This is a genomic window from Mycobacterium sp. pV006 (genome assembly GCF_041287115.1).
GTDB lineage: Bacteria > Actinomycetota > Actinomycetes > Mycobacteriales > Mycobacteriaceae > Mycobacterium.
The window spans coordinates 148,199-164,379 of the sequence record NZ_JBGGKT010000008.1 but is presented as its reverse complement, the minus strand read 5'-3'; the positions used below and the strand labels follow the sequence as shown (position 1 = coordinate 164,379).

Annotated in this window: 15 protein-coding genes and 1 other RNA gene; 5 read left to right on the top strand and 11 right to left on the bottom strand. The window is 67.5% G+C overall.

The window, feature by feature from the left end:
- Window positions 1-101 precede the first annotated feature (101 nt).
- Window positions 102-974, top strand: a complete 873-nt coding sequence (locus ACAG25_RS14485; protein WP_370489157.1) for an NYN domain-containing protein — start codon at window positions 102-104, stop codon at window positions 972-974.
- 57 nt (window positions 975-1,031) lie between these two features.
- Here the strand turns inward: ACAG25_RS14485 and ACAG25_RS14480 are convergent, their stop codons facing one another.
- From ACAG25_RS14480 to prfB, 10 genes are all read right to left on the bottom strand, one after another.
- Window positions 1,032-1,286, bottom strand: a complete 255-nt coding sequence (locus tag ACAG25_RS14480) for a hypothetical protein (RefSeq protein ID WP_370489156.1) — start codon at window positions 1,284-1,286, stop codon at window positions 1,032-1,034.
- Window positions 1,287-1,582: 296 nt separating this feature from the next.
- Complete coding sequence (locus ACAG25_RS14475; protein WP_370489155.1) at window positions 1,583-2,824, bottom strand: MFS transporter; 1,242 nt, start codon at window positions 2,822-2,824, stop codon at window positions 1,583-1,585.
- Window positions 2,825-2,980: 156 nt separating this feature from the next.
- Window positions 2,981-3,349: a transfer-messenger RNA gene (gene ssrA, locus ACAG25_RS14470) on the bottom strand.
- 93 nt (window positions 3,350-3,442) lie between these two features.
- Entirely contained in the window at window positions 3,443-5,725 is a 2,283-nt protein-coding gene (locus ACAG25_RS14465; RefSeq protein ID WP_370489154.1) for a putative bifunctional diguanylate cyclase/phosphodiesterase, read from the bottom strand.
- 201 nt (window positions 5,726-5,926) lie between these two features.
- Window positions 5,927-6,424, bottom strand: coding sequence for an SsrA-binding protein SmpB (gene smpB, locus ACAG25_RS14460; RefSeq protein WP_370489153.1), 498 nt, complete (start codon window positions 6,422-6,424; stop codon window positions 5,927-5,929).
- Between the two features lie 3 nt (window positions 6,425-6,427).
- Window positions 6,428-7,324: a permease-like cell division protein FtsX gene (ftsX, locus tag ACAG25_RS14455; RefSeq protein WP_370489152.1), complete on the bottom strand. Its 897-nt coding sequence runs from the start codon at window positions 7,322-7,324 to the stop codon at window positions 6,428-6,430.
- Entirely contained in the window at window positions 7,325-8,014 is a 690-nt protein-coding gene (gene ftsE, locus ACAG25_RS14450; protein ID WP_370489239.1) for a cell division ATP-binding protein FtsE, read from the bottom strand.
- A 47-nt stretch (window positions 8,015-8,061) separates the two neighbouring features.
- Complete coding sequence (locus ACAG25_RS14445) at window positions 8,062-8,541, bottom strand: hypothetical protein (protein ID WP_370489151.1); 480 nt, start codon at window positions 8,539-8,541, stop codon at window positions 8,062-8,064.
- A 3-nt stretch (window positions 8,542-8,544) separates the two neighbouring features.
- The gene (locus ACAG25_RS14440; RefSeq protein WP_370489150.1) at window positions 8,545-9,513 is read right to left on the bottom strand and encodes a mechanosensitive ion channel family protein; all 969 of its coding nucleotides are present in this window, start codon (window positions 9,511-9,513) and stop codon (window positions 8,545-8,547) included.
- Window positions 9,503-10,618: a peptide chain release factor 2 gene (gene prfB / locus ACAG25_RS14435; protein WP_370489149.1), complete on the bottom strand. Its 1,116-nt coding sequence runs from the start codon at window positions 10,616-10,618 to the stop codon at window positions 9,503-9,505. The genes ACAG25_RS14440 and prfB overlap by 11 nt, the downstream gene beginning before the upstream one ends.
- 204 nt (window positions 10,619-10,822) lie before the next feature.
- Here prfB and ACAG25_RS14430 point away from each other — a divergent pair, with 204 nt between their 5' ends.
- Window positions 10,823-12,202 (top strand): FAD-dependent oxidoreductase, encoded by a 1,380-nt coding sequence (locus ACAG25_RS14430; RefSeq protein ID WP_370489148.1) that lies wholly within the window; start codon window positions 10,823-10,825, stop codon window positions 12,200-12,202.
- An 8-nt stretch (window positions 12,203-12,210) separates the two neighbouring features.
- Here the strand turns inward: ACAG25_RS14430 and ACAG25_RS14425 are convergent, their stop codons facing one another.
- Complete coding sequence (locus ACAG25_RS14425) at window positions 12,211-12,567, bottom strand: hypothetical protein (protein WP_370489147.1); 357 nt, start codon at window positions 12,565-12,567, stop codon at window positions 12,211-12,213.
- Between the two features lie 23 nt (window positions 12,568-12,590).
- On the opposite strand from ACAG25_RS14425, the gene hisN reads away from it, so the two are divergent.
- From hisN to ACAG25_RS14410, 3 genes are all read left to right on the top strand, one after another.
- A complete protein-coding gene (hisN, locus tag ACAG25_RS14420; RefSeq protein WP_370489146.1) occupies window positions 12,591-13,382 on the top strand; it encodes a histidinol-phosphatase in 792 nt (263 codons plus the stop codon).
- A 119-nt stretch (window positions 13,383-13,501) separates the two neighbouring features.
- On the top strand, window positions 13,502-14,875 hold the full coding sequence (locus ACAG25_RS14415; RefSeq protein WP_370489145.1) for an acyl-CoA dehydrogenase family protein: 1,374 nt from the start codon (window positions 13,502-13,504) through the stop codon (window positions 14,873-14,875).
- A gap of 79 nt (window positions 14,876-14,954) precedes the next feature.
- Window positions 14,955-16,172, top strand: a complete 1,218-nt coding sequence (locus ACAG25_RS14410; RefSeq protein ID WP_370489144.1) for an acyl-CoA dehydrogenase family protein — start codon at window positions 14,955-14,957, stop codon at window positions 16,170-16,172.
- Window positions 16,173-16,181 lie beyond the last annotated feature (9 nt).

Below are 16,181 nucleotides of genomic sequence, written 5' to 3'. Positions count from 1 at the left end.
GGTCACGCCCCCATGGTGCGCGATGGTCGGCTCCACGGCGAACGTCTCCCCCGATTCGGGCATCGTGTCCGCTGAGCCGACGGGTCGGCCAGACTGTGGTCATGACCGAGATCGGCTCGACTCGCGTGGCGGTGTACCTAGACTTCGACAACATCGTCATCTCCCGGTACGACCAGGTGAACGGCCGCAACTCGTTTCAGAAGGACAAGGCCAAACCGCCGCCGGACGCGGCCGAACGACTGGCCCGCGCCACCGTGGATGTCGGCGCCGTCATCGACTTCGCGTCGTCCTTCGGCACTTTGGTGCTGACCCGCGCCTACGCCGACTGGTCTGCGGAGATCAACGCGGCCTACCGCGAACAGTTGGTGGGTCGCGCCGTCGACCTCGTCCAGTTGTTCCCGGCCGCGGCCTACGGGAAGAACGGCGCCGACATCCGGTTGGCCGTGGACGCGGTCGAGGACATGTTCCGCCTACCCGACCTGACCCATGTGGTCATCGTCGGCGGCGACTCCGACTACATCGCGCTGGCCCAGCGCTGCAAACGTCTGGGCCGCTACGTGGTCGGCATCGGGGTGGCCGGTTCGTCGAGCCGGATGCTGGCCGCGGCGTGCGACGAGTTCGTCACCTACGACGCGCTGCCCGGAGTACCCGTGTTCGAGCCCGAACCGGTGGCCGACGACAAGCCCGCGCGCAAACGCAGATCGTCGCGGGACAAAGCTGCCGAGGCTCCGGACCCGCAGGCCGCCGCCACGGGCCTGCTGACCCGGGCGCTGCGGATCGGCCTGGAGAAAGACGATGTCGACTGGCTGCACAACTCGGCAGTCAAGGCGCAGATGAAACGGATGGATCCGTCGTTCAGCGAGAAAGCACTGGGATACCGGTCGTTCAGCGAGTTCCTGCGCTCCCGTTCGGATCTCGTGGAACTCGACGAGAGTTCGACCACACGGATGGTGCGGCTGCGGGAGAGGGGGTGACGGTTTCTTCCTGTTACCCGGAGTCGCTCGCGCTTGAGTTGCCGCCAGGCGGACTACTCAGTCCCGTTGTGAGGTCACAGATTTCGGCCCTACCCTGCGCAGCAGCGCGGTGGCCGCCCACCTCGCAGCCGCACGGCGGCCGTGGCATACGGCCAGCCCCTTCTGCTCAAGGTACTGCAGGCCGTTCTGCACCTGCGACCGGCCCAACTTCACCACCTCGGACAGCTCGGCCACGGTCATGCCGCAACGACGCTGATAGAGCTGCTGGGCGATCATGTAGTGCTGCTGCGGCACCGGCACCTGGGGGATCATCGGCGGTTTCCACCGCGGCGGGCCAGGCCGTGGGGCTTGCGGTTTTTTGTCGCCCACGTACCGCCGGCAAGTCAGACAGACATCGTCCACACTCGTGGTGCGGTGGATACACTCGGCAAGCTCCAGTGGGGCGCCGCGCTTGCCCAGCAAGACGTGTTCGACCCTACGCGGGCGCCGGCGTCGCGCCCCTGCAGACGGAGTCGCCGTCATTGCTTCACATTAGCGAGCCCGCGCAACCCGGCACAGCGGAACGTCGGGCCCAAACCAGACCAACGCGGGTTGCCTGCAGCTGAGGGCTATCGCAAACCGCTCGCCTCCGCCCCTGCTGCGCCCCTGCGATCCCGAGCCGCGGCCCATGTGGCCAGCAGCGCGGCCAACGCCAGACCGGCGGCTGCCGACACGGTGACCGCCACCGCGCCGCCGCCGTCGTAGGCCCGCCCGCCGATGAGCGCACCGAAGGCGATGGCGATGTTGAATGCGCCGCTGTTCAGCGCCGTGGCCGGTTCGGACAGATCGCCTGCGGTATGCAGGATCCAGGCCTGGGTGACCACGCTGATGGCCCCGCCGAACAGCCCCCACAGCGCCATGGCCGCGGCGCCGTCGGCCACTCCGCCGGCGAGCAGTCCGACCACCAGCACACCGACCATCACACCGATGGGCAGTGCCACGTACGTGGCTCGGGTCGACCGCCGCAGTAGCGGGCCGGCGACGAAGTTGCCGATGAAGCCGGCGATGCCGAACACGAACAGCATCGGGCCGACACCGCCGGCGGTGATGTGGACGCGGTCCTGCAGCACCGGGCTCGCGTAGGTGTACGCCGTGAAGTGGAAGGTGACCAGCACCAAAGTCACCAGGACCCCGAGCCGCACCGTCGAGATGGACCACGCGGAGCCGAGCTGTCGCAGTGACGAGCGCTCCTGCACCGTGACCGGCGGCAGGAGCACGAACAGAGCGGCGGCGACCAGCAAGCCCAGCGCCCCGACGAGGACGAAGGCCCAGCGCCACCCCACCACCGCGCCGATCCAGGCCGCGAACGGCACCCCCATGACGATGGCCGCCGAGACCCCGCCGAACGCGACGGTCAACGCCTTGGCGAGGTCGGCGGAATGCGCCACGCGGGCGGTCACGACCGCCAGCAGCGCCCAGAAGATCCCGATGGAGATCCCGGCGAACAGCCGGGAGGCCAGCAACGTCACCAGATTCGGCGCGATGGCCGATGTGACGGCTGACAGGAACACCAGCAGCAGCGCGAGCACCAGGGCGAGTCTGCGGTCGAGGCGGCCGATGAGCGTCGGAGTGAACACAGCGACCGCGCCGGCCAGGATTCCGGGGATCGTGACGGTCAGTCCCGCCACCCCGCTGCTGATCCCCAGGTCGTCACTGATGAGGGTGAGCACACCGATGGGCAGCTCCTCGATGGTGATCATCACGAAGATGCCCAGGGCCAGCGCCCCGATGGCGACCCACGGGGTGCGCCGCTCGGCCGGAGTACCGGCCGCCGGGTCGATCGCGTCCTCCGATGCGCCGGACTCGCTCATTCGTGCACTCCCGTTTGGTTGTCAACGTTGCGGCCGCCAGTTGCGGCGGGATCGCGCAGCCGCCATCCTCCGGCCCTCGGAGCCTGGCATGCGGACTGGGGCGCCGGAGGCACCCAAAAGAGAAGGTCAGAGACTTTCGTCTCTGACCTTCGTCTCCGGTGGAGCTGCCGGGAATTGAACCCGGGTCCTACGGCATTCCCTCGAGGCTTCTCCGTGCGCAGTTCGCTATGTCTCTACTCGGATCTCCTGATCACGCGAACAAGTCAGGATGACGATCCCAGTCGCTGTTTGGTGTCCCGAGAGGCTCCGCGACCGAGCCACTCGGTTGATCCCTCTAGATGACGCCAGGGTCCGGGTCGAGGGCTTTCCCGGTCTGACGGATTAGCTTCGCTTAGGCAGCGAGAGCGTAATCGCGCTGATTGGAATCGGCGCTTAATTGGTTGCAACGACGCTTAACGGTGGTCTCTTGCCTGCACCGGCACGCTTCCCTTGATTCGATGCTCGAAGTCGAAACCGTTCAGCCCCCTGAGGTTTGTTCACCGTCCCCGACGGTTGTCGGGAGCCTCCGATGATACCGGTTGTCTCAACGGCACCCAACCGGATTTCATTCCCGTCGGATCACGATCCGTTGACGTAGGAGCCGGGGTCGAGTTGATGTTCACCCTGGTCATCGGTCACGACGTCGTGCCACTCGCGGCGGATGTCGGCGAGGGGGCTCGGCCGCCCGAACAGGTGGCCCTGGGCCAGGCGGCAGCCGGCCGCCAGGATGGTCCCGGCCTGCACGGTGGTCTCGATGCCTTCGGCGATGACCTCGAGATCCAGTGCCGTGCACAGTCCGATGACCGAGCGGTACAGCGTCAGGTCGCGCTCCGGCTCGGCTCCGACGGCCAGACTGCGGTCCAGCTTGACGATGTGCACCGGCAGCGCATGCAGGTAGGTCAGCGAGTTGTAGCCGGCCCCGAAGTCGTCGAGCGCGGCCTTGACCCCGACGGCCCGGAACCTCTCGATCTGGGCCGCGGCATGGGCGAGGTCGATGATGGGCAACGTTTCGGTGATCTCGAGCACCAAGCGTCGTGCGGGCAGCGCATGCCGTTCGCACGCGCGGCGCACCTGGTGCTCGAAACCCGGATTGCCCAGCCGGGCGGCCCCGACGTTGACGTGGACGTCGACCTCCAGCCCGCTGGACATCACCTCCCGACAGGCAAGGTCGAGCACGAGTTCGTCGAGCCGCGCGCCCAGTCCCGCGGACTCGGCCACCGAGACGAACGTCTCCGGCGGGATCTCCATGCCGTTGGGCGCGGTCCACCGCGCGAGCGCCTCCACCGCCACTATCGCCCCGGAGGTCAGGCTGACCACCGGCTGGTAGACCAGGCGGAATCCTTCCGGCGGCCCGCCTGCCGCCTCACGGAGAGCAGTCGGGAAGTCCGACTGGACCCGCGACGCAGGTTGGTAGACGACTGCGGAGTCCTTCCCGAGTCGCTTTCCGGCGTACATCGAGATGTCGGCCTGCCGCAGGAGGTCGTCGGAGGTCTGTGACGGTCCGCCGGTGGTGGAGTGGACCAGGCCCATGCTGGCCCTGACCCGCACCGAGGTGCCGTGCACGGCGAAGGGTTCCCGGAGCGCGACCCGCAACCGGTCGGCGACGACTTCCGGGTCCTCGGACTCTTCGCTGATCAGCATCGCGTACTCGTCACCCCCGATCCTGGCCAGCGTGTCCCGGTCGCCGACGTTCCGGCTGAGCCGCTCCCCCACCGCCCGCAGCAGGTCGTCACCGCCGGCGTGACCGAACCGGTCGTTGACCTCTTTGAAGTCGTCGAGGTCGATGAAGATCAGGACGAACGGACCGTCGCGCATGGCTTCTTCGAGCCGCTTGGCGAACAACAGTCGATTCGGCAGTCCGGTGAGCGCATCGTGATAGACCTGGTGGGTCAGCCTTCGCTGCGCGTCGTAGAGCCGTGCGGTGAGCTTGCGTTCGGCGTCGATGGCCACGATCTGCCGAACCACCACGAGCGTGATCATCACCATGGCGACCGTGACCGGTAGCAGGCCCAGCGGCCGACCGGACAGCACGTGGAACGCCAGCAGAGTCTGGGCCGCGAAATATCCGATGTAGGGCAACAGGACTCGCCTGGTGTGGGCCCCCGGGGATCGGTGTGCCTGCTCCCGCTCCTTCTGCGGATTCCCCAGCGAGATCGCGATCAGCAGTGGGCCCAGGACGAAGCCGATCTGACCCCACAACATGCCGGTCTCGGAGCCGACGGCGTCGAAGTAGCCCACGAGGCGGTCGGACGCCGTCGTCGTCACCAGACCGCCGGCCAGGAACATGAAGTTGAAGCGATGCGGCTTGTCGGCGCCGTACACCATCGCGAACACGGCGGCGTACACGACGGCGATGCAGACCACCATCGAGTACGCCCACTCGACGACCTCGTTCCCTGACCGGGGCAGCGTCGCGGTGGTCGCTCCCCAGTTGCCCAGGGCGACCACGACGCCGAACGCTGCGGTGGCGATGGCACCGTCGATGACGGAGGTGGCGACCAGATGCCGGCGGGACTCGCCCGGCGGGTGGGCGATGGGACCGGCGTCACGGACGATGACCATCAGGGCGACCAACGCGACGACGGTGGCAGCGAAATACGAGGTGGCCATCGCGGGCTGGGCAGAGTCCGGCCCGATCCACCACATGATCTCGCCGAAGAGGAACCCGGCCATCGCCACCACGATGATCAGCCGCCAGACGCGGCCGAGACCGCGGGCCCGCCGCGCGGTGATACAGCCGTACACCACCACCGCGGAGCAGACGACCGTCTCCAGGACGGCGAAGACCGTCCACGCCGTCGGCGCACCCCACCACGCGAACGCGTTCAGTACCGCCAACGCAGCGAAGGCGGTGAACAACACGACGCGCGTCCGGTAGCCCGTGATCAGCCCCCTTCTCCACCTGGACCGTACCGCCTGTCGGCGCTACGTCTGGGCGACATTGCTCAAGCGCCGTTGGCGAACATGGCCGCGGCCGTCAGCGCCGGCGCCATGCCGACGACCTGCCCGCCGCTTACCCCCTCGCGGAGGGCCACAATCGGCTTGGGCCCGGGGACAGTCCGATCAGGTCGTCCGGCCCTTGACCCGGCGGCCGAGTTCGCGGGTCACCTCACGCTGGGCGTCCCGACGGGCCAGATCCTGTCGTTTGTCGTGCGCCTGCTTGCCGCGGGCCAACGCCAACTCGACCTTCACTTTCCCACCGGTGAAATACAGCGACAGCGGCACCAGGGTCAGGTTCCCGTCGCGGATCTTGCCCACCAGCGTGTCGATCTGGCGACGGTGCAGCAACAGCTTGCGGTTGCGCCGCGGGGCATGGTTGGTCCAGCTGCCGTGGTGATACTCGGGGATGTGCAGGTTGCGCAGCCAGATCTCGCCGTCGTCGATCGTGGCGAAGGCGTCGGCCAGTGAGGCCTGCCCCTCACGCAGGCTCTTGACCTCGGTGCCCACCAGCGCGATCCCGGCCTCGTAGGTGTCGAGGATCGAATAGTTGTGGCGCGCCTTGCGGTTGGTCGCGACCACCTGGTTGTTGGTGTCCTTGGGCGCCTTCGGTTTCTTGGCCACGACCTACCGCCGGACGTAGAGGCGCAGCGTGACGTAGGCCGTCACCCCGGCCATCGCCAGGCCGAGGAACAACATCCACGGTGCGCAGTAGAACAGGATGTCGGCGTAGTCGACCTTGGCGATCAGGTTGGCTTGATAGAACTGGTCGAGCGCCTTGTCCAGGAACAGTGTGCGCACCGATATCAGGCCGGCAATCGCCAGCACCACCCCCACCAGTGCGGCCAGCATCGCCTCCAGCAGGAACGGCAGCTGCGTGTACCACCGGCTGGCACCGACGAGTCGCATGATGCCGATCTCGGTGCGCCGGGTGTAGGCAGCGACCTGGACCATGTTGGCGATCAGCAGCACCGCGCCGATGGCCTGCACCAGCGCAACAGCGAACGCGACGTTGCTGATGCCGTCGAGCACCGCGAACAACCGGTCGATCAGGTCCTTCTGGTTGAGGACGTTGAGGACCCCCGGTCGGCCGACCATCGCTTCGTCGAACTCCTGGTGCCGTTCGGGGTCTTCGAGTTTGACCACGAATGACGCCGGGAAGGCGTCGGGGCCCGCGACATCCTTGTACTGCGGGAACTTGCGGATCGCGTCGTCGTAGGCCTCGTCGCGATTGAGGAAGCGCACCGAGCGGACATCGTCGCGCTCCTCGATGGTCTGCCGCAGGGCCTTGCACGGGTCGAGGTCGCATGCAGGGTCGTTGGCCGAGACATCGTTGGTCAGGAAGACCTGACTCTCCACCCGGTCCAGGTAGATCGCCCGGGACTGGTCGGCCAACCGCAAGACCAGCAGGCCCCCGCCGAACAGGCCGATCGAGATCGCGGTGGTGAGGATCATCGCGACCGTCATGGTGACGTTGCGGCGAAGCCCGGTCAGGACCTCGTTGACGAGAAAACCGAAGCGCACTTAGCGATCCATTCCGTAGACGCCGCGCTGTTCGTCGCGAATCAGCCGGCCGAGTTCGAGTTCGACGACCCGCTGGCGCATGGAGTCGACGATGTGATGGTCGTGGGTGGCCATCAGCACCGTGGTTCCGGTGCGGTTGATCCGCTCGAGCAGATCCATGATGTCCTTGCTGGTTTCGGGGTCGAGGTTGCCGGTCGGCTCGTCGGCGAGCAGCACCAGCGGACGGTTGACGAATGCGCGCGCAATGGCCACGCGCTGCTGCTCGCCGCCGGACAGCTCGGCGGGCAGCCGTCCGGCCTTGCCGGACAGGCCGACCATCTCCAGCACGTCGGGCACGACGCGGTTGATGGTGTCGGCACGCTTGCCGATGACCTCCAGCGCGAACGCGACGTTCTCGAAGACCGTCTTCTGCTGCAGCAAGCGGAAGTCCTGGAACACACAACCCATCACCTGACGCAGCGCGGGGATGTGCCGACCCGACAGCTTGTTGACGTGGAACTTGGACACGCGGATGTCACCCGAGGAGGGGTGCTCCTCGGCGAGCAGCAGCCGCATGAATGTCGACTTACCCGACCCCGAGGGGCCGATCAGGAACACGAACTCACCCTTGTCGATCTTCAGCGAGATGTTGTCGAGCGCCGGACGTCCCGACGACTTGTACTGCTTGGAGACGTTCTCGAGGGTGATCATCACGGCACGCCAGTGTAGCGGGCGGAGCTGCGGTAACCCGGGAGCTACTACGGCGTCGCGGGCGGCGGCGGCACCACAGGCGGGATCGTCGGAGGCGCAGGAGCGTCGGGAGGCGGTGCGACGAATGTTTGCGGGCCCAGCGGACCGCGGCCGTCAGGGTCGATGACGGTGGTCGTCGCCTCCGGCGGGAACCCCGGCAGCAGCGGCGCCCCGGGGTCGGTAGAAGGCGGCGTCGTCGTCGGCGTAGGCGTCGGGGTGGTGGTTGTCGTCGTCGTGGTGGTGGTCGGGGCGGTGGTCGTGGTCTCGGGAGCCCGGGTCTGCACGTTGGTGCGCGGCACCCAGGTGTAGTCGGGATCCGGCACGAAGCCCGGGGGCACGACCTGCGCCGGGGGCGGCGGCTTCTCCGGCGGCTCGTAGTTCTGCTGGACGACGAACAGTCCGATGAAGACCGCGAGCAGAGCCAACGTCGAGGTCCGGACCCGACCCCGGAACAGGTAGGAGGGCACCCGCAGTCTCTGGTGGTCCATGGGTTATCGATCTCCCCCCGACGCGGGACGGGTTCCCTGGGCTGATTTCGCTCCGGCCGGCGGCAGCGTGTCGACCACCGGTGCCGCGCCGGTTGCGCTGACCACGCCCTCGCGGCCGAGTGCGCTGACCACCAGCGCCCGTAACCGTCGTCCCGCTTCGAACTGTTTGCCCGGCAAGGTGCGGGCCACCATCCGCAGGTTGACGTTGTCGAGGTTGATGCTCTCGACACCCATCAGCGACGGACGGTCGAGCAGGAGATCCTTGAGGTAGCGGTCGTCCATCGATGTGTCGCCCACCTGCTGCAACACTTCGTTGACCCGGTTGAGGTCGGCGGTGACGGGGACCGGGATGTCGACCACGGCGCGCGCCCAGTCCTTGGACATGTTCAGCGAGCGGACGATGTTGCCATTCGGGACGGTGTAGACCTCGCCGTCGGCGGTGCGCAGTTTGGTCACCCGCAGTGTGACCTCTTCGACGGTGCCTTCCGAGGCGTCCGGCGCACCGACCATGTTCAACTGCACGAGGTCACCGAAGCCGTACTGGCGTTCGGTGATGATGAAGAATCCGGCGAGCAGGTCCTGCACCAGCTTCTGGGCGCCGAAGCCGAGCGCGGCGCCCAGCACCGCCGCCGGCGCGACCAGCGAGCCGACGGGGACGTTCAGGACGTTGGTGATCTGGACGGCGACCACCACGAACAGCATGACGATCGCGACCCACTCGATCACCGACGCCACGGCCTGGCGGTGCTTGGACGCCTCGGATCGGACCAGTTTGTCGCCGGTCTGAAAACCCTCCTCCAGGCGGCGGGTGACCTTGCGCGACCCCCAACTGATGAAGCGCGCAGCCAGCAGAGCGCCGATGACCAGGAGCGCGATCTCCACGCCCTTGGTGAGGAGCCACTCACCGATCTCGCCGTGCCAGAAGTTGTGCCAGACGATCCCGGGAGACATCGCCAAGGCTTTACTCGTCATCGCGCCTGTTACGCCAGCGGATACCGGCCTCCAGGAATCCGTCGATGTCGCCGTCGAGCACCGCGGCGGGGTTGCCCACCTCGTATTCGGTGCGCAGGTCCTTCACCATCTGGTACGGGTGCAGCACGTAGGAGCGCATCTGGTTGCCCCAGGAGCTGCCGCCGTCACCTTTGAGCGCGTCCATCTCGGCACGCTCCTCCTGGCGTTTGCGTTCGAGCAGCTTGGCCTGCAATACGCGCATCGCCGACACCTTGTTCTGCAGCTGCGACTTCTCGTTCTGACAGGTGACGACGATGCCGGTCGGGATGTGGGTGAGCCGGACCGCGGAATCGGTGGTGTTGACCGACTGGCCGCCGGGACCGCTGGAGCGGTACACGTCGACTCGGACATCGTTTTCCGGGATCTCGATGTGGTCGGTGGTCTCGGTGACCGGCAGCACTTCGACCTCGGCGAACGACGTCTGCCGGCGCCCCTGGTTGTCGAACGGGCTGATCCGCACGAGACGGTGGGTGCCCTGTTCGACCGACAGCGTGCCGTAGGCGAACGGCGCCAGCACCGCGAACGTCGCGCTCTTGATGCCCGCCTCCTCCGCGTAGGAGGTGTCGTAGACCTCGACGGGATAGCCGTGCTGTTCGGCCCAGCGGATGTACATCCGCATCAGCATCTCCGCCCAGTCGGCGGCGTCCACGCCGCCGGCGCCGGAGCGGATGTTGACCAGCGCCTCACGCTCGTCGTACTCGCCGGACAGCAGGGTCCGCACTTCCATGGCCTCGATGTCGGCGCGCAACTGCTTGAGCTCGGTGTCGGCGTCTTCGAGGGCTTCCGCGCCGCTCGCACCTTCCTCTTCGGAGGCGAGTTCGTAGAGCACGGGAAGGTCGTCGAGGCGCCGGCGCAGGTCTTCGACGCGCCTCAGTTCGCCTTGCGCGTGGGACAGCTCGCTGGTCACCTTTTGCGCACGGCTCTGGTCGTCCCACAGGTTCGGATCGGAGGCGTCGAGCTCCAGTTGCCGGATGCGACCGCGCAGCGCGTCGATATCGAGCACACGCTCCACTGTGGTGAGCGTGGAATCGAGAGCGGCGATATCAGATTGACGGTCGGCATCCACGGAACATCAGGGTACCCACCGCCCCCGCCGGCTGACACGCAGCGTCCAGCGCCATCGACGTCCCGCAACAGGCATTTCCGGCACGACGTGTCGATTGCCACCGCCCGACCGCGGCGGCGATCTAGCATCGGGGTGCCATCCCCGCCCGGCCGCGACGCGACAGCCCCTTGCGCGCGCCCGGGCAGCGACAGAAGGTAGCGCCCAATGCCCCCTTTGCGCCCGTACCACGTGGCGATCGTCGGCTCAGGACCGTCCGGATACTTCGCCGCGGCCTCGTTGTTGAAGGCCGCGGACTCCGACCCGCAGCGCGACGTCCGTGTCGACATGATCGAGATGCTGCCCACCCCGTGGGGTCTGGTCCGGTCGGGTGTCGCGCCCGACCACCCGAAGATCAAGTCGATCAGCGACCAGTTCGAGAAGACCTCGGCCGACCCCCGATTCCGGTTTTTCGGCAACGTGGAGGTCGGGAACCACGTCCACTCGGCCGAGCTGGCCGAGCGCTACGACGCGGTGATCTATGCGATCGGCGCACAGTCGGACCGTCAGCTCGGCATTCCGGGCGAGGATCTGCCGGGCAGCGTCGCGGCCGTCGACTTCGTCGGCTGGTACAACGCGCACCCGTACTTCGAGGAGATGGCCCCCGACATCTCCGGCGGCCGGGCGGTGGTCATCGGCAACGGCAACGTCGCGATCGACGTGGCCCGCATCCTGGTCAGCGACCCCGACGTGCTGGCCGCCACCGACATCGCCGACCACGCGCTGGACTCCCTGCACGCGCGCGGCGTCGAGGAAGTCCTGATCATCGGTCGCCGTGGCCCGCTCCAGGCGCCGTTCACCACGCTGGAACTGCGCGAGCTCGGGGCGTTGGAAGGCCTCGGCGACGTCGACGTCATCGTCGACCCGGCCGATTTCGCCGACATCACCGACGAGGATCTTGAGGCGGCGGGCAAGACCGTGCGCAACAACATCAAGGTGTTGCGCGGCTACGCCGAGACCACCCCGGCCAATGCCAAGCGACGCATCGTGTTCCGCTTCTGCACCTCGCCGATCGAGATCCGCGGGGACAAGCGGGTCGAGTCGATCGTGTTGGGGCGCAACCGATTGGTCACCGGCGCCGACGGGCGGGTCGCCGCGGAGGACACCGGTGAACGCGAGGAAGTGCCCGCGCAGCTGGTGGTCCGGGCAGTCGGATACCGCGGGCTGCCCACGCCGGGTCTGCCGTTCGACGAGCGCTCCGGCACCATTCCGCACGTCGAGGGCAAGGTGGACGGGTCGCGCAACGAATACGTCGTCGGCTGGATCAAGCGCGGACCCACCGGCGTGATCGGCAGCAACAAGAAGGACTCGCAGGACACTGTCGACACGCTGCTGCATGACCTGCAGAGCGCGACGTTGTCCGACTTCCCCGCCGACCATGACGAGGCCCTGCACAGCTGGCTGGCGCAGCGCCAACCCAAGCTCGTCACCAACGACCAGTGGAAGCTGATCGACGACTACGAGCGCAACGCCGGGCAGGGTTCAGGCCGGCCGCGGGTCAAGCTGAGCCGGGTCGCCGACATGCTGCGCGTGGTCGGGCACGACTGACGTCCGGGTCAGGGCAGCGGCTCCTGCGGGGGCTGTGCCGGCGGCTCCTGCGGCGCGAACGCCCACTTCTCGGGGTTGCCCGGCGAGTACATCACCGGGAACAGCTGCCCCATGCTGGGCCAGGACGACACGTCGAGCGCCAGCCGCGCATACACGGTGTACTCGTTGACCGTCGGTCCGTTGATCACCCCGGTGATCGTGACGAACTGCTCGCCCTCGACGCCGTCGGGACGCGGGCTGACACCCGTGACCAGCAGTGTTCCCGGCACCCAGTCATTGCCCACGCCGCGCCGGCGCATGATCCACGGCGCGGCCAGCACGGCGATGGCGCCGATGATCAGCAGCATGATCGCGAGTTCCACCATTCGGTCATGGTAGGACGAGGGCTATGGGAACTCCTGCGCGCGCAGTCGAAGACGACCTCGAGCTGGCTCTGTCGTTGGCCGAGGAAGCCGACGCGCTGACCATGCAGCGCTTCGGTGCGCTCGATCTGCGCGTGGAGACCAAACCGGACATGTCACCGGCCACCGACGCCGACCTGGACACCGAGAAGCTGCTGCGCACCCGCCTGGGCGCCGAGCGCCCGGACGACTCGGTGTTCGGTGAGGAATTCGGCGGACGAACCGATCTGACGGGTCGCCAGTGGGTGATCGACCCCATCGACGGGACCAAGAACTTCGTGCGCGGGGTTCCAGTGTGGGCCACGCTGATCGCGCTGCTCGTCGACGGCACTCCCGTCGTCGGCGTGGTCAGCGCACCGGCGCTGGGACGACGGTGGTGGGCCGCAGACGGCCGCGGCGCGTTCACGTCGTTTGCCGGGCAGACGCGCAGGATCTCGGTGTCCGGTGTCGACGATCTCGACGCAGCCAGTCTGTCGTACTCGGATCTGACGACGGGGTGGGAGGACGGGCGGTCCCGGTTCGTCGGATTGACCGACGCGGTGTGGCGGGTGCGCGGCTACGGCGACTTCTGGTCCTACTGTCTGGTCGCCGAGGGTGCGGTGGACATCGCGGTGGAACCCGAGGTGAAGTTGTGGGACCTGGCGCCGTTGGACGTCCTGGTTCGGGAGGCGGGTGGACGGTTCACCGACCTCGCCGACGTGGCGGGCCCGCACGGGGGCAGCGCGGTGGCCACCAACGGGCGGCTGCACGCCCGGGTGCTGGCCGCTCTGGCACCCTGACCAGCCTGTGAGGTCGGTAACAAACAGCGCCAACTTACTCAGCAGTCAGTTTTCTTACCTTACTCTGGAGTCAGTTGCGTTTCCTCACGCTTCTCGACCCTCGACGAAGGCTGCTGACCATGACCAACACCTTGCCGTCCAAGCGAGCTGACCACGAGAGCGCCATCGGCCTGCAGAAGCACCGGCGCTCCGCCACCGACATCGGGTTGGCCCTGATCACCCCGCTGCTCGGGCAGGAGTTCCTCGACAAGTACAACCTGCGCGATCCGCTGAACCGGGGTCTGCGCTACGGCGTCAAGCAGGCGTTCTCCGCCGCCGGCGCCTCGACCCGCCAGTTCAAGAAGATCCAGGGCCTCGGCAAACCCGCCACCCGCCTCAAGCCCGGCGGCTCGGACCTGTTCGACCTGACCCCCGACGACGACCAGAAGATGATCGTCGCCACCGTCGAGGAGTTCGCCGAGGAGATCCTGCGGCCCGCCGCCGCCGACGCCGACGACGCCGCGGCCTACCCGCCGGACCTCATCACCAAGGCTGCGGAGCTGGGCATCACGGCCATCAACATCCCGGAGGATTTCGACGGGATCGCCGAACACCGCAGCACGGTCACCAACGCGCTGGTCGCCGAGGCGCTCGCCTACGGCGACATGGGGCTGGCGCTGCCGATCCTGGCACCGGGCGGCGTGGCCTCGGCGTTGACGCACTGGGGCAGCGCCGATCAGCAGGCCACCTACCTCAAGGAGTTCGCCGGCGAGAACGTGCCGCAGGCCTGCCTCGCGATCGCCGAGCCGCAGCCGCTGTTCGATCCCACGGCACTGAAGACCACCGCGGTCCGCACGCCGAGCGGTTACCGGCTCGACGGCGTGAAGTCGCTGGTGCCGGCGGCCGCCGACGCCGAGTTGTTCATCGTCGCCGCCCAACTCAACGGCAAGCCTTCCCTGTTCATCGTCGAGTCCTCGACCAAAGGTGTGACCGTCACCGCCGACCCGAGCATGGGGATCCGCGCCGCCGCGCTGGGCAAGGTGGAACTGAACGATGTCGTCGTCCCGGTCAGTGCGCGCCTCGGCGAGGAGGAAGCCTCCGACGCCGACTACTCCGAGGCGATCGCGCTGTCCCGGCTGGGCTGGGCCGCGCTGGCGGTCGGCACCTCGCACGCGGTGCTCGACTACGTCATCCCCTACGTCAAGGAACGGCACGCCTTCGGCGAGCCGATCGCCCACCGGCAGTCGGTGGCGTTCATGTGCGCCAACATCGCGATCGAACTCGACGGCCTGCGCCTGATCACCTGGCGCGGCGCGGCCCGCGCCGAACAGGGCCTACCGTTCGCGCGGGAAGCCGCGCTGGCCAAGAAGCTGGGCACCGACAAGGGCATGCAGATCGGGCTGGACGGTGTGCAGCTGCTCGGCGGCCACGGCTACACCAAGGAGCACCCGGTCGAACGCTGGTACCGCGACCTTCGGGCCATCGGCGTGGCCGAGGGCGTGGTCGTGCTCTGAGCTCGCACGACTCTTCCTCAACTGAATCCCCGACCCGAAACTCCCCCGACTTTCCCCGCACACGCGAAAAGAGACTGACATGGCGATCAACCTGGAGATGCCGAAGAAGCTGCAGGCGGTCATCGAGAAGGGCCACCAGGGCGCAGCCGAGATGATTCGGCCGATCTCCCGCAAGTACGACCTCAAAGAGCACGCCTACCCGGTGGAGCTCGACACCCTCGCCGACCTCTTCGAGGGCATCTCCGAGGCCAAGACCATCTCGTTCGCGGGCACCGACGCGTTCGTCGGTGCCACCGATGACGAGAAGAAGGCAAACGTCAACGGCGCCAACATGTCCGCACTGCTCAACGCGCTCGAGATCTCGTGGGGCGACATCGCGCTGCTGCTGTCGGTGCCGCGTCAGGGCCTGGGCAACGCCGCGATCTCCTCGGTGGCCACGCCCGAGCAACTCGAACGCCTCGGCAAGGGCGTGTGGGCCGCGATGGCCATCACCGAACCCGGTTTCGGATCCGACTCCGCGGCGGTGTCCACCACGGCGGTGCTCGACGGCGACGAATACGTCATCAACGGCGAGAAGATCTTCGTGACCGCCGGCTCCCGCGCCAGCCACATCGTGGTGTGGGCGACGCTGGACAAGTCCAAGGGTCGTGCGGCGATCAAGTCGTTCATCGTCCCGCGCGAGCACCCGGGCGTCATCGTCGAGCGTCTCGAGCACAAGTTGGGCATCAAGGCTTCCGACACCGCGGTGATCCGATTCGACAACGCGCGCATCCCGAAAGACAACCTGCTCGGCGACCCGGAGATCCACGTGGAGAAGGGCTTCGCCGGGGTCATGGAGACCTTCGACAACACGCGACCCATCGTGGCCGCGATGGCGGTGGGTGTCGCCCGCGCCGCGCTGGAAGAGGTGCGCAAGATCCTCATCGACGCCGGCATCGAGATCTCCTACGACAAGCCCGCCCACGCGCAGAGCGCCGCGGCCGCGGAGTTCCTGCGCATGGAGGCCGAGTGGGAATCCGGCTACCTGCTGACCGTCCGCTCGGCATGGCAGGCCGACAACCGCATCCCGAACTCCAAGGAAGCGTCGATGGGCAAGGCCAAGGCGGCCCGCGTGGCCAGTGACATCACGCTCAAGGCCGTCGAAATGGCCGGAACGACCGGCTATTCCGAAGAGACACTGCTGGAGAAGTGGGCGCGCGACTCGAAGATCACCGACATCTTCGAAGGTACCCAGCAGATCCAGCAGCTCGTGGTGGCGCGTCGTCTGCTCGGACTGAGCTCTGCCGAATTGAAGTGATCCGGGCGT

What these genes read in the sequence shown, in the direction of transcription:
- ACAG25_RS14440 (WP_370489150.1), bottom strand. Translation starts at nt 9,513, where the DNA reads ATGACGAGTAAAGCCTTGGCGATGTCTCCCGGGATCGTCTGGCACAAC.
- ACAG25_RS14415 (WP_370489145.1), top strand. Translation starts at nt 13,502, where the DNA reads ATGACCAACACCTTGCCGTCCAAGCGAGCTGACCACGAGAGCGCCATC.
- ACAG25_RS14480 (WP_370489156.1), bottom strand. Translation starts at nt 1,286, where the DNA reads ATGATCCCCCAGGTGCCGGTGCCGCAGCAGCACTACATGATCGCCCAG.
- ACAG25_RS14430 (WP_370489148.1), top strand. Translation starts at nt 10,823, where the DNA reads ATGCCCCCTTTGCGCCCGTACCACGTGGCGATCGTCGGCTCAGGACCG.
- ACAG25_RS14425 (WP_370489147.1), bottom strand. Translation starts at nt 12,567, where the DNA reads ATGGTGGAACTCGCGATCATGCTGCTGATCATCGGCGCCATCGCCGTG.
- ACAG25_RS14475 (WP_370489155.1), bottom strand. Translation starts at nt 2,824, where the DNA reads ATGAGCGAGTCCGGCGCATCGGAGGACGCGATCGACCCGGCGGCCGGT.
- ftsE (WP_370489239.1), bottom strand. Translation starts at nt 8,014, where the DNA reads ATGATCACCCTCGAGAACGTCTCCAAGCAGTACAAGTCGTCGGGACGT.
- ACAG25_RS14445 (WP_370489151.1), bottom strand. Translation starts at nt 8,541, where the DNA reads ATGGACCACCAGAGACTGCGGGTGCCCTCCTACCTGTTCCGGGGTCGG.
- ACAG25_RS14485 (WP_370489157.1), top strand. Translation starts at nt 102, where the DNA reads ATGACCGAGATCGGCTCGACTCGCGTGGCGGTGTACCTAGACTTCGAC.
- hisN (WP_370489146.1), top strand. Translation starts at nt 12,591, where the DNA reads ATGGGAACTCCTGCGCGCGCAGTCGAAGACGACCTCGAGCTGGCTCTG.
- ACAG25_RS14410 (WP_370489144.1), top strand. Translation starts at nt 14,955, where the DNA reads ATGGCGATCAACCTGGAGATGCCGAAGAAGCTGCAGGCGGTCATCGAG.